Source organism: Streptomyces sp. P9-A2 (assembly GCF_036634175.1).
Lineage (GTDB): Bacteria > Actinomycetota > Actinomycetes > Streptomycetales > Streptomycetaceae > Streptomyces > Streptomyces pratens.
Genome location: NZ_JAZIFX010000001.1, coordinates 4,885,112 through 4,896,852, shown reverse-complemented (window position 1 = coordinate 4,896,852; position 11,741 = coordinate 4,885,112). Strand labels below are relative to the sequence as shown.

General features: G+C 72.4%; 14 protein-coding genes. 2 read left to right on the top strand and 12 right to left on the bottom strand.

The window, feature by feature from the left end; genetic code table 11:
- Positions 1-113 precede the first annotated feature (113 nt).
- The 3 genes from groES to V4Y04_RS22445 all read right to left on the bottom strand — a co-directional run bounded on the left by groES (position 114) and on the right by V4Y04_RS22445 (position 2,723).
- Positions 114-422, bottom strand: coding sequence for a co-chaperone GroES (groES, locus tag V4Y04_RS22455; protein ID WP_055609712.1), 309 nt, complete (start codon positions 420-422; stop codon positions 114-116).
- 343 nt (positions 423-765) lie between these two features.
- Entirely contained in the window at positions 766-1,671 is a 906-nt protein-coding gene (locus V4Y04_RS22450) for a polysaccharide deacetylase family protein (RefSeq protein WP_332430118.1), read from the bottom strand.
- Positions 1,672-1,808: 137 nt separating this feature from the next.
- Positions 1,809-2,723, bottom strand: coding sequence for a polysaccharide deacetylase family protein (locus V4Y04_RS22445; protein ID WP_332430117.1), 915 nt, complete (start codon positions 2,721-2,723; stop codon positions 1,809-1,811).
- Positions 2,724-2,862: 139 nt separating this feature from the next.
- Between V4Y04_RS22445 and V4Y04_RS22440 the strand changes: the two genes are divergently transcribed.
- Positions 2,863-4,083, top strand: coding sequence for a class I SAM-dependent methyltransferase (locus V4Y04_RS22440; RefSeq protein ID WP_332430116.1), 1,221 nt, complete (start codon positions 2,863-2,865; stop codon positions 4,081-4,083).
- A gap of 72 nt (positions 4,084-4,155) precedes the next feature.
- Here V4Y04_RS22440 and V4Y04_RS22435 read toward each other — a convergent pair whose 3' ends face one another.
- The 6 genes from V4Y04_RS22435 to tsaB all read right to left on the bottom strand — a co-directional run bounded on the left by V4Y04_RS22435 (position 4,156) and on the right by tsaB (position 8,507).
- The gene (locus tag V4Y04_RS22435) at positions 4,156-4,341 is read right to left on the bottom strand and encodes a hypothetical protein (protein WP_332430115.1); all 186 of its coding nucleotides are present in this window, start codon (positions 4,339-4,341) and stop codon (positions 4,156-4,158) included.
- 106 nt (positions 4,342-4,447) lie between these two features.
- Positions 4,448-5,542 carry a LacI family DNA-binding transcriptional regulator gene (locus V4Y04_RS22430; protein WP_332430114.1) on the bottom strand — a complete coding sequence of 365 codons (1,095 nt, stop codon included), beginning with the start codon at positions 5,540-5,542 and terminating at the stop codon, positions 4,448-4,450.
- Between the two features lie 353 nt (positions 5,543-5,895).
- Complete coding sequence (locus tag V4Y04_RS22425) at positions 5,896-6,153, bottom strand: hypothetical protein (RefSeq protein ID WP_332430113.1); 258 nt, start codon at positions 6,151-6,153, stop codon at positions 5,896-5,898.
- Complete coding sequence (gene tsaD / locus V4Y04_RS22420; protein WP_332430112.1) at positions 6,150-7,265, bottom strand: tRNA (adenosine(37)-N6)-threonylcarbamoyltransferase complex transferase subunit TsaD; 1,116 nt, start codon at positions 7,263-7,265, stop codon at positions 6,150-6,152. Before tsaD ends, V4Y04_RS22425 begins: the two co-directional genes overlap by 4 nt.
- Complete coding sequence (rimI, locus tag V4Y04_RS22415) at positions 7,258-7,848, bottom strand: ribosomal protein S18-alanine N-acetyltransferase (RefSeq protein ID WP_332432957.1); 591 nt, start codon at positions 7,846-7,848, stop codon at positions 7,258-7,260. Before rimI ends, tsaD begins: the two co-directional genes overlap by 8 nt.
- A gap of 5 nt (positions 7,849-7,853) precedes the next feature.
- Positions 7,854-8,507: a tRNA (adenosine(37)-N6)-threonylcarbamoyltransferase complex dimerization subunit type 1 TsaB gene (tsaB, locus tag V4Y04_RS22410; RefSeq protein ID WP_332430111.1), complete on the bottom strand. Its 654-nt coding sequence runs from the start codon at positions 8,505-8,507 to the stop codon at positions 7,854-7,856.
- 274 nt (positions 8,508-8,781) lie between these two features.
- On the opposite strand from tsaB, the gene V4Y04_RS22405 reads away from it, so the two are divergent.
- A complete protein-coding gene (locus V4Y04_RS22405) occupies positions 8,782-9,333 on the top strand; it encodes a hypothetical protein (protein ID WP_332430110.1) in 552 nt (183 codons plus the stop codon).
- A gap of 58 nt (positions 9,334-9,391) precedes the next feature.
- On the opposite strand, the gene V4Y04_RS22400 is transcribed toward V4Y04_RS22405, so the two are convergent.
- The 3 genes from V4Y04_RS22400 to V4Y04_RS22390 form a co-directional block, all read right to left on the bottom strand.
- On the bottom strand, positions 9,392-9,571 hold the full coding sequence (locus V4Y04_RS22400) for a hypothetical protein (protein WP_332430109.1): 180 nt from the start codon (positions 9,569-9,571) through the stop codon (positions 9,392-9,394).
- Between the two features lie 240 nt (positions 9,572-9,811).
- Complete coding sequence (tsaE, locus tag V4Y04_RS22395) at positions 9,812-10,318, bottom strand: tRNA (adenosine(37)-N6)-threonylcarbamoyltransferase complex ATPase subunit type 1 TsaE (RefSeq protein WP_332430108.1); 507 nt, start codon at positions 10,316-10,318, stop codon at positions 9,812-9,814.
- 91 nt (positions 10,319-10,409) lie between these two features.
- Positions 10,410-11,648, bottom strand: coding sequence for an alpha/beta fold hydrolase (locus V4Y04_RS22390; protein ID WP_332430107.1), 1,239 nt, complete (start codon positions 11,646-11,648; stop codon positions 10,410-10,412).
- Between the last annotated feature and the right edge of the window lie 93 nt (positions 11,649-11,741).

The following is an 11,741-nucleotide window of genomic DNA, read 5'->3' as shown; positions in this document are numbered from 1 at the left end:
GCGGGAGCCCTCTCGGAATTCTGGGGTGAGAAAACACTGCGCCCCGGGCCCCCGGCTCAGTAAGCGTGTCGGGACCAGGGGCGCAGTTCGGAGCAAATCTGCTACGAGGTGACTTACTTCTCGATGATCGCGAGAACGTCGCGAGCCGAGAGGACGAGGTACTCCTCGCCGTTGTACTTCACCTCGGTGCCGCCGTACTTGCTGTAGAGCACGACGTCGCCGACGGTCACGTCGAGTTCGACGCGCTTGCCGTCTTCGATGCGGCCGGGACCGGTGGCCAGGACAACGCCCTCCTGGGGCTTCTCCTTGGCCGTGTCCGGAATGACCAGGCCCGAAGCCGTGGTCTGTTCGGCGTCGAGCGGCTGGACCACAATGCGGTCCTCGAGCGGCTTGATGGCAACCTTGGAGCTGGCGGTCGTCACGATCCGACCTCCCCCTTCGGAGATCTCACGGGGTGAACTGTCTGAGGTGGCGACCAGATGGATCCGTCGTCGCGGGTGCCGGACCTGCCCGTCGCCGTGTTGGCACTCTCCAGTGGGGAGTGCCAGACCCGAGACTATGACCGCGATTAGCACTCGGTCAAGCGGAGTGCCAATTCACTGCGTGGCGTCGCCGGGTTTTCCGGGTGCGCCGGCCCGAGAAACCGACCCGTGTTCGAGGGTTCACCCCTAAGGGCTGCCGTCCCCCGGACCCCCGCTTCGGTCCGAACGGCCTCGTCCTCGACCGCCCCAGCCATACGGGCGGGGCGCCCCGGACGGGCCCGCATCACCGGACGTAGTCCTCCAGCCTCCCGACCTTCAGCCCCCGCTCCTCCAGCTCGCTCAGCAAGCGCGTCGTCCGTTCCGCAAGGGTCAGCGGCGGGGTCTCGCCCGCGGGGACGGAGATGATGTCGCCGGGGGCCAGGCGATGGGCGCCGCGGGTGTAGGTGAGGGTGCCGTCCCCCTCCAGGGTGACCCGCCAGAGCACGACCGCCTTGATGCCGCAGTCGGCGGCGGCCCGGAGCGTCGTGGTGTCGTACGTGCCGTAGGGCGGGCGGAACAGGTGAGGGCGGACGCCGAAGCGGGACGCGATCTTGCGCTGCTGGCCACAGATCTCGGCGCGCTGGCCGGCGTAGGGCAGGCCGCGCAGGGCGGGGTGGTCGAGGGTGTGGTTCTGCAGGCTCGCCCCGACCGAGCGCAGCCGGGCGAAGTGGGCGTAGCCGGGCCCGACCACGCTGTCCGTGAGGAACATGCTGACGGGGAGGCGGCGCCGGCGGACGAGGTCGATGAAGCGGGGGTCGCGTTCGGCGCCGTCGTCGTAGGTCAGGAAGACGACCTTGTCCCGGGTGGGGACGTGGTCGACGACGGGCGGGCGGCCGGGAGCAGGGCGGTTCGGCTCGGAGTCGGAGTCGGAGGGGCCGGACGACCGGCCCGCACCGTCCCCGGCCCCCTTCCCCGCCTCCGCCCCCGTCTCCGTCTCTGCCCCCGGCCCCGTCTTCACCTCCGGTCCCGTCTTCGCCTCCGCCCCCGGCCCCGTTTTCGCCTCCGTCCCCTTCCCTGCCTCCGCCTCCGTCTCCTCCCCCGCCTCGGTCCCGGCCCCTTGAGCCGTCGGGCCTGCGTCCGGCCGCCCGCCGGACGGGCCGCAGCCGGCCAGCGCCGCCGGAAGGACGAGACTCGCCGCCAGGAGAACCACCGTGGCCGCCCCCCGCCGGACCGACAGAGCCGACCGGGCCGACCGGGCCGACCGGAGTGACCGGAGTGACCGGACCGACCGGAGTGACCGGACCGACCGGAGTGACCGGACCGACCGGAGTGACCGGACCGACCGGATCACAGGTAGTCCTCCAGGCGTCCCACCGCGTACCCCTCGGCCGTGACCTTGTCCAGGAAGCGGCGGATCATGTCGGGCATGGTGCCCGCCCATTCGTCGCGGCCCCGGAAGTGGGTGAGGACGATGTCGCCGGGGTGCAACTCCCTGTCCCCCTCGCGGTAGTCCCAGCGGTCGACGAAGACCTCCTCGTTCCACAGCGGGGCGTACTCGATGCCGCAGGCCTTCGCCGCGCGCAGGGTGTCCTTGTTGTAGTTGCCGAACGGCGGGCGGAAGAGGACGGGGCGCTCGCCGTACCGCTTCTCGATGACGTCCTGCATGTCGCAGATCTCGTCCTTCTGGCGGGCGTAGGACAGGCCGGGCAGGTACGGGTGGTTCAGGGTGTGGTTGTGCAGGCCGACTCCCCTGTCCCGCATCTTCTCGAAGTACCCGTAGTCGTCCTTGATGACGTAGTCGCTGAGGAACGCGGTGTACGGGATCTCCAGCTCGCTCATCATGCGCAGGAACGCGGGGTCCTTCTCGGCACCGTCGTCGATGGTGAGGAAGACGACCTTCTCCTCGGTGGGGACGGTGGTGAAGACCGGGGGGAGGCCCAGTTTCCGGTGGCCGTCGACCTCGAAGCCCTTACGGGTGGTGATCCTGGGTTTCTCCTCCGGCGCGGACGGGGCGGTCAGGGGCACCCGCTTGAGCCCCCAGCGCTTCGCGACGGCCGTGCGCGCGGCGTGCGCGGCGCGCAGTTCGGCGGCATAGGAGTCGAGTGCGCGGGCCGGGGGCGCCTGGAGGGGCTGCTGACCACCCGCGGGCGGGACGGCGGCGGGGCCGCCCTTCCGGTCCTCGCCGCAGCCTGCGACGAGTGGGGCGAGGGCCGCGAGGGTGAGTGCGGCGACCCCGACCCGCACACCCACCACTGACCGCATTTTGTCGTTTTGTCCTACTACTCGCATGGAGCCGGATCATCGCAGTCACCTGCCGCCGCCCCGGCCCGACACCGCGACGGGCGGCGCACCGTCCACCGACTGGCCCACAGCGGGCCCGCACCTGACCCACAATGGGCCGGTGAACGACCGCACCCCCCTTTCCGCCCCGCCCCTGGCACCGCTCCTCACCCCCGAGGGCCGCGCGCTCCTCGACGAGGTGCGCGACACCGACCCGGCCCGGGAACTCGCCGTCGCGACCCGGCTGCGCCGTGACCATCCGGCGGAGCTCGTGTCGGCGGCGCTCGGCCAGGCCCGACTGCGGCAGCGGGCGGTGACGAAGTTCGGGGCCGAGGACGCCGGACGGATGTTCTTCACACCGAACGGGGTCGAGCAGTCGACCCGGGCGAGCGTGGCGGCGTACCGGGCGGGGCGGCTGAAGGAGCTGGGGGTGACCTCGGTGGCCGACCTGTGCTGCGGGATCGGCGGGGACGCGATCGCGCTGGCCCGCGCCGGAATCCGGGTGCTCGCGGTGGACCGGGACCCGCTCACCGCGGCGACGGCCCGTGCCAACGCGGACGCGCTGGGCCTGGCCGCGCTGATCGAGGTACGCGAGGCCGACGTCACGGAGGTGGACACGGCCGGCTACGACGCCGTCTTCGTCGACCCGGCCCGACGCGGCGGCCGGGGCCGCATCTTCGATCCCGAGGCCTGCTCGCCCCCGCTGTCCTGGGCGATCGAGGCGGCCCGCAGGGCGCCCCTCGCCGCCGCCCTGAAGGTCGCGCCGGGCATCCCGCACGAGGCCGTTCCCGGTGACGCGGAGGCCGAGTGGATCTCGGACGGCGGGGACGTGAAGGAGGCGGTGCTGTGGTTCGGCACCGGACAGGTGACCGCCGGACCGGGCACGGCCCCGGCGATCCGGGCGACGCTGCTCCCCGGGCCCCGCACGCTCCTCTCCCGCGGTCTGCCCGACCCGGCGGTGCGTCCGCCCGGCCGGTACCTGTACGAGCCCGACGGCGCCGTCATCCGCTCGCATCTCGTCGCCGAGGTCGCCGAACAGCTCGACGGCGGGCTCATCGACCCGATGATCGCCTACGTCACCGCCGACGAACACCGCCCGACGCCGTACGCCACCGCCTACGAGATCACCGACCGGCTCCCCTTCAACGTCAAGAAGCTGAAGGCGCTGCTGCGTGAGCGTCGGGTCGGCACCCTGACCGTCAAGAAGCGCGGCTCGGCGGTGGAACCGGAGGAGCTCCGCCGCAAGGCCCTCCCGAAACCCCACGGCACCGCGTCCGTCACCGTCTTCCTCACCCGCGTCGCCGACGCTCCGACGATGCTGCTCGGCCATCCGGTGCGGTGAGACCCGCGGGGCCCGCTCAGGACCCGACGATCGCCTCACCGACGGCGAAGCCCTCGGCCGGACCCTCCGGAATCACCGCGTCGACGCCGTAGGGAACCCGGTGTCCGTCCGCGTACTCGGCCTTCTTGGCGTCGCTTGGCGTCGGGGGGACGTCAGGACGAGCACGGCCCCCTCGTCGTCGGAGTCGTCGACGATCACGTACACCGGACTCCCCGCACGGGCGTACTCCCGGCATGTACGGACCCGGTCGCGCCGCACGTTCCGGTGGCCGGGCGAGGTGACCTCGATGACCGTCTCGACCCCGGCGGCGTCTGTTCCACCGCGGGCGATCCGGGAGACCGGGAAACGTCAGCCCCGGGAAACGTCAGCCCCCGGCCGGCGGCGGCGCCGTGCTGCTGCGCACCACCAGGCTGGTCGCCAGTTCCACCCGGGTCGCGGCCGCCGCAGTGCTCTCGCCCTCGCCCTCGCCCTTGCTCTTGCTCTTGCTCTTGCTCTTGCCGAGGTCGAGCACCAGCCTGGCCGCCGCCTCCGCCATCTCCGTCAGCGGCTGCCGTACGGTCGTCAGCGGCGGCCCCACCCAGCGGGCCACCGGCAGATCGTCGAACCCGACCACGCTCAGGTCCTCGGGAATCCGCAGGCCCAGCTCACGCGCGGCCTCGTAGAGGCCGAGCGCCTGGAGGTCGTTGCCGGTGAAGACCGCGGTGGGCCGGTCGGGGCGGCGCAGCAGGGCGAGGCCCTGGCGGTAACCGGTCTCGTGATGGAAGTCGCCGGCCATGATCAGCCCGGGGTCCACCGGAAGCCCGCCGGCCTCCAGCGCGGCCCGGTAACCGCCGATGCGGGCACGGCTGCACATCATCTGCGAGGGCCCGCTGATCGCCCCGATCCTGGTGTGCCCCAGCTCGACCAGGTGTCGGGTGGCGGCGAGCCCGCCCTGCCAGTTGGTCGCGCCGATGGAGGGCACGTCGGTACCGGGGTCACCGGCCGGGTCCATCACCACGAACGGGATGGAGCGGCTGGTCAGCAGGGCCCGCCCGGACTCGTCGAGCCCGGACAGGACGAGGATCACCCCGTGCGGGCGACGGGCGGCGACCTGGTCGGCCCAGGTCCGCCCCGGGGTGAGCCGCCCCGCGCTCTCGGAGAGCACGACGCTCAGTCCCGCGTCCCTCGCCACGTTCTCCACACCCCGGATGACCTCCATCGCCCAGGCGCTCTCGAGTTCGTGGAAGACCAGGTCGATCAGGGGCGAACGGGTGGCCTCGGCGCGCCGGCGCCGGTAGCCGTGGGCACGCAGCAGTTCCTCGACCCTGCTCCGGGTGGCGGGGGCCACATCGGCACGGCCGTTGAGGACCTTCGAAACAGTCGGCGCCGAGACACCGGCCTCACGGGCGATCTCGGCGAGGGTCGCAGTCCGCGCACTGCGCCCTCGCGTCCGGGTTTCGGCGGGCTGCGAAGAAGTCATGGCCGCGATCGTATCCCTGCGAGCCCTCTTGGCGAAGTCTTCCTCACGCCACGGGCTCCCGGAACATTCGCCAGAGAGTCCGAAACATTCGCATGCCCGGCCGGTACACACCCGCCCCGGCCCGGCCTCGCCCCGACTCGGCCTGCCCCGGCCTCGCCCCGGTCACCGCGTCGAGAACCTTTGCGAGAGGGCCCGCCGCCCGTGTCGACGGCCTGCCCCTCCGGTGAACCCCGGGCATGATCTCGCTGTGGCCCCGTCAAGCCAGAAGTCGACACGGGAGGAAGAACGAATGCCCTTCGCCCACAAGGTGAGTTCGACCGGCCGATCGTGAACGAGCCGTGAAGCGAACGGGGTCAGTCCGCCCCCACCGACTCGAACCGCCACCGGTGCACCGCCCGTGCGACCAAGTCCGTGCCGGGCTCGGGCAGTTCGGGCAGGTCGGCGTCGTACGGGGCGTCCCACCAGGTGATGACGAGGACCCGGTCCTGCGGGGCGCGGAGGGTCTCCCTGCGCACGGGCTCACCGTCGAGCCGCTGCGCCCGTGCCCAGGCGAGCAGCTCCTCGCCCCGGCCTGGCACCGCCCGCGCCTCCCACATCAGCGCGACGGTCACGAGTACAGGTTCTCCTTGCCGACCTCGTGCACGTGATCGTGACCGTGTGCGTCGGAGTGCGCGTGGGCCTCGCCCGGTACGTGCGGTTCCGTCACCGGGAGGGACGAGTCCGCGGACAGGTCCCAGTCGGAAGCCGCCCGGTTGCGGGCGACCATCTCGGCGCCCAGGGCGGCCACCATCGCGCCGTTGTCCGTGCACAGCCCCGGGCGCGGCACGCGCAGCCGGATGCCCGCCGCCTCGCAGCGCTCCTGGGCCAGTGCCCGCAGCCGCGTGTTGGCGGCCACTCCACCGCCGATCATCAGATGGTCGACGCCTTCGTCCTTGCAGGCACGTACGGCCTTACGGGTGAGCACGTCCACGACCGCCTCCTGGAAGGAGGCCGACACGTCACGCACCGGGACCTCCTCCCCCGCCGCCCGCCTGGCCTCGATCCAGCGGGCCACCGCCGTCTTCAGACCGGAGAAGGAGAAGTCGTACGCCGGGTCGCGCGGCCCGGTCAGCCCGCGCGGAAACGCGATCGCGGACGGGTCGCCCTCACGCGCGTACCGGTCGATGACCGGGCCGCCGGGGAAACCGAGATTGAGCACGCGCGCGATCTTGTCGAAGGCCTCACCGGCCGCGTCGTCGATGGTGGCGCCCATCGGACGGACGTCGGAGGTGATGTCCGAGGAGAGCAGCAGCGAGGAGTGGCCGCCGGAGACCAGCAGCGCCATCGTCGGCTCGGGGAGCGGCCCGTGCTCCAGCTGGTCGACGCAGATGTGCGAGGCGAGGTGGTTGACGCCGTACAGGGGCTTGCCGAGGGCGTAGGCGTACGCCTTCGCCGCCGAGACGCCGACCAGCAGCGCGCCGGCGAGACCCGGACCGGCGGTGACGGCGATGCCGTCCAGGTCCCGGCCGCTCACCCCCGCCTCCTTCAGCGCGCGCTCGATGGTGGGGACCATCGCCTCCAGGTGGGCGCGCGAGGCGACCTCGGGGACGACACCCCCGAAACGGGCGTGCTCGTCGACGCTGGAGGCGACGGCGTCCGCCAGCAGGGTGGTGCCCCGGACGACGCCGACACCGGTCTCGTCGCAGGAGGTCTCGATCCCCAGCACCAGGGGTTCGTCAGCCATGGGTCTCGGTTCCTTCTGCGGCGTTCACCGGGTTCGCGGGGTCCCCGGGGTTCGCCGGGTCGACGGTGGTGGACGGGTCGGTCAGCCGCATCACCAGGGCGTCCACGTTCCCCGGCTGGTAGTAGCCCTTCCTGACCCCGATGATCTCGAAGCCGAAGCGCTCGTACAGTTTCCGGGCCCGGGTGTTGTCGATCCGGCACTCCAGCAGCACCTCGGCGCACTCGAACGCGGTCGCCGCCCGCAGCAGCTCCGTCAGCAGCCTCGAGCCGAGGCCGGTGCCCCAGTGGTCCCGGCTGACGGCGATCGTCTGGACGTCGGCCACCCCGGTCGGCGCGCCCGTGCCCTCGTCGCCGTCGGCCGCCGCACCGGCGGAGGTGAGGCCCGCGTAGCCGACGAGACGGCCGTCCTCCTCGGCGACCAAGTAACGGCGGGTCGCCGCGGGGCCACGCGCATGGGCCAGCTCGGACCAGAACATCCCCCGTGACCAGGCGTCCTCGGGGAACAGCTCGCGCTCCAGCCGGAACACGCGCTCGATGTCCCACCAGCGCATCTCGCGCAGCGCGACCTTCTCGGGCCCTGTCACTTGTGTCACTTGGGGGTGACCACCTTGTAGTTCTTGGGGACCTGGGCATCGGGACGGCGCAGGTACAGCGGCCGGGGCGCGGGCAGTTCCACGCCGGACGCCAGCCGCTCGGCGGCCAGCCGGGCGAGGGCGGCGGCGCTCACGTACTCGGGCTCGTGCGCCTCGGGGAAGGTGTCGGGGTACAGCAGCGCGCCGGCGCCGACCGCGGGCAGGCCCGCGACCCGGCCGGCGATGTCGGCGGGCCGGTCGACGGCGGGGTCGGTGAGGCGGGTGCGGGAGTCCGCGTACCGCGCCCAGTAGACCTCCTTGCGGCGGGCGTCGGTCGCCACGACGAAGGGGCCCTCCAGGTCGGCGGCGTACGCGAGACCGTCCAGCGTGCACACACCGTGCACGGGGACACCGAGCGCGAACCCGAAGGTGTCCGCGGTCATCAGACCGACCCTCAGCCCGGTGTACGGTCCGGGGCCGATGCCGACGACGACCCCGGTGAGGGCGTCCGCCTTCAGGCCGGCCTCGGCGAGCACCCGGTCGATCGCCGGGAGCAGCAGTTCGCCGTGGCGGCGGGCGTCCACCTGGCTCGACGAGGCGATGACATCGTCGCCGTCGTGCAGCGCGACGGTGACGGCGGGGGTGGCGGTATCCAGAGCGAGCAGGAGCACACAAACAGCCTACGGCTCCCAGCACCCCGTGTCGGACGGCCCGGTCGAACGGTCACGTGCTGCTACCGTCGCATCGACGTATGAACAATCCGGATGATTCCTGGTGATTCCTGGTGATTCCCGGTGATCCCGAATGATCACCACCGGAGCGGTGGCGGTGCCGTCGGGGACGACGCGGCAGCCGGGCGCGACGGACCACGGCACACGGAACACGGAGCACGGCGGACCAAGCCCGGACAGGGCGGACCAGGCCGGGACAGAGGTGGTGACGGCGGTGGCAGGCAACAGTTCGGCGATCGTGGCGGGGCTGACCACGGCGGCCCTCCTGACGGTCGGCGTCCTCGGCTACCAGGCGTCGGCGAACGCACGGGTCGCTCCGCACGCCGCCCGTACGGACACCGCACGGTCCGCCGCCCTGCGGGCGGACCGGGGCAAGGACTCCCCCACCGCCCTGCCCAGGGACTCCGGCCAGGGTGCCCGGGTCGTCTACGCCCTGGGCACCGACCGGGTGTGGCTGGTCGAGAACGACGGCAAGGTCCGGCACGCCTTCGTGGTCAGCCCCAGCACGGTGGACCCCGAGCCGGGCACCTACCGGGTCACCTCCCGCTCGAAGACCGTCACGGGATCGGACGGCATCCCCGTCGAGCACGTCGTCCGCTTCGCGAGCGACGACGGCACGGCGATCGGCTTCAGCGCGGCGATCGACGGATCGGCCCCGGAACTGGACCCGAAGATCCCCACCGGCGGTATCCGCGAAACCCGTGCGGACGGCGAGGCGATGTGGAAGTTCGCCACCATCGGCCGCAAGGTCGTCGTCGTACGGTAGCCACGCCCACGCCCACGCCCGCGGACGTACGACGTGCGACCGCGGCGGCGGGGCTGGATCAGGCGGCCTCGCGGCGGCCGTTGCCCGGCTCGCCGAGGCGGGGCTGCGGCTCGGGAGCGCGGGGCGGGGTGGAGATCGCGGCGGCAGCCACGCCGGCCGCCAGCAGTTCGCGCATCGACACCCCGGCGAACGACTGCGGCCGCACATCGGTCCGGCGAGAGCTCTCGATGACCGGCATGGACGCCTCCTGGGGTCGGGGGCGGAGATAGTTAGGCGCACCTAACTACGAGCTGGATACCATGTGACCACGGCCGGGACACCAAAAGCAAGATTTTACCGACACCTTGTCGGAACGCGGGGAGAACGTACCCCCACGGGCACAGTGCGCCGGCCCGGACCGCCCTGCCCCGCCCCGGGCGGCCCCCGCTCCGGCCGGTGGTGCGTTCCGGCCGGTGGTGCGCTCAAGCCGGTGGTGCGCTCAAGCCGACAGTGCGCTCAGGTCCGTGCCCGTCCAGCGGTCGCCCAGGCCGGTCAGCGTCACGTGCCGGACCTCGTCCGTGGTGTCGCCGACCGCGCGGTGGATGACGATCCGGAGCCGGTCGTCGGTCAGTCCCTCGATCCTGCCCTCGCCCCACTCCACGACGATCACCGACTCGGGCAGCGAGACGTCGAGATCCAGGTCCTCCATCTCGTCCAGTCCGCCCGACAGCCGGTACGCGTCGACGTGGACCAGCGGCGGCCCGTCCCCCAGGGACGGGTGCACGCGGGCGATCACGAAGGTCGGGGAGGTGACGGCGCCCCGCACTCCGAGCCCCTCGCCGAGCCCGCGGGTCAGCGTGGTCTTGCCCGCCCCCAGCTCGCCGGTGAGCATCACGAGGTCGCCGGCGCGCAGCAGCTTGGCGAGGGCCCGGCCCAGGTCCCGCATCCGGTCGGGGGAACCGACGACCAGCCGGACGGACGGAGGGGACGCTGCGGCTTCTTCCATCATCACTCACTCGCAGTAGTACACGGGACACACCCCGCAAGGGGCCGGTTCGGGCTGGACCACCGACGGAAAGCGCCGGCAGCCGCCTCCGTCAGGAGGAGGCGGGGTCACAGCCACCCACGGTAGTCGTGGCGGGCACCGTCCCGGTGCGGGCGAGCAGATCGGCGAGACGGTCGGTGACCACTTCCGGATGCTCCAGGACGACCAGGTGCCCGGCGTCCGGGACCAGCACCAGTTCGGCGTCCGGCAGCAGCCCGGCGATGGCCTCGCTGTGCTCGCTGGGCGTGATCAGGTCCTTCACCCCGGCCAGCACGAGCACCGGGAGACCGGTGAAGTGGGTGAGGGCCTCGGTCTTGTCGTGCTCGTTGAACGCCGGGTAGTACTCGGCGACGACGTCGATCGGGGTGGACTCGATCATCCGCTCGGCGAACCGGGCGACGGCCGGGTCGACGTCCCGGGCCGCGAACGAGTACCGCTTGATGATCCCGGCGAACAGGTCCGCGGTGGCCCGGCGTCCCTTCTCCACCAGCTCGGCCCGCTGCCCCAGCGCCTTCAGCACCCCCGGAAGCACCCGCCGCACCGCGTTGACCCCGGCCACGGGCAGACCGAAATTGACCTCGCCCAGCCGTCCCGGCGATGTGCCGATCAGGGCGACACCGACGACCCGCTCACGGATCAGCTCGGGGTACCGGTCGGCGAGGGCCATCACCGTCATCCCGCCCATGGAGTGCCCGACCAGCACGATCGGCCCCTCGGGCGCGGCGGCGTCTATGACGTCCTTGAGGTCCTGCCCCAGCTGGTCGATGGTGACCGGCTCGCCCCGCTCGACCTGGGCCGCGCCCCGCGCGGAACGGCCGTGACTGCGCTGGTCCCAGTACACGGCCCGTACGACGCCCCTGAGCGCGGCCCGCTGGAAGTGCCAGGAGTCCTGGCTGAGGCAGTAACCGTGGCTGAAGACGACGGTGACGGGGGCGGGCGACCTGCGGCCGAACAGCCGGCGGCGGCGCGCGGGAGTGGCGTCCGGGTCGGGGTCGGGGTCATCGACCTCGTAGTACAGCTCGGTGCCGTCCTCCGCGTACGCCTTGCCGGGGGTGCCGCGCAGCGAGCCGTACGGCCCGGTGGAGTCGAGGGCGAGCCGGGCCTTCTTGCGTATGCCCCGGCCGACGGTCATCCGTTCTATGGCGACCCCGGCGGCGGCGCCCGTGGCGAGCACGCCTATCGCGACACCGGCGATCCCGGTCGCCCGGCGCCAGCCGTTGGACGCTTCGGCGACGGAGGCGGCAACCGTCGTGACGGCGGCGCCGACGGTCTCCGCGCTGCTCTCGCTCACGTACTGGCTCCTCTGTCGTTCCTCATGCGTGTGCGGTCGGACGAGCGTACGGACATACGGCGTACGGGTATACGGGCGTACTGGGGTATCGGC

Coding starts and splice junctions, on each gene's coding strand:
- V4Y04_RS22445 (WP_332430117.1), bottom strand. CDS start 2,723: ATGCGGTCAGTGGTGGGTGTGCGGGTCGGGGTCGCCGCACTCACCCTC.
- V4Y04_RS22430 (WP_332430114.1), bottom strand. CDS start 5,542: ATGACTTCTTCGCAGCCCGCCGAAACCCGGACGCGAGGGCGCAGTGCG.
- tsaD (WP_332430112.1), bottom strand. CDS start 7,265: ATGGCTGACGAACCCCTGGTGCTGGGGATCGAGACCTCCTGCGACGAG.
- V4Y04_RS22400 (WP_332430109.1), bottom strand. CDS start 9,571: ATGCCGGTCATCGAGAGCTCTCGCCGGACCGATGTGCGGCCGCAGTCG.
- tsaE (WP_332430108.1), bottom strand. CDS start 10,318: ATGGAAGAAGCCGCAGCGTCCCCTCCGTCCGTCCGGCTGGTCGTCGGT.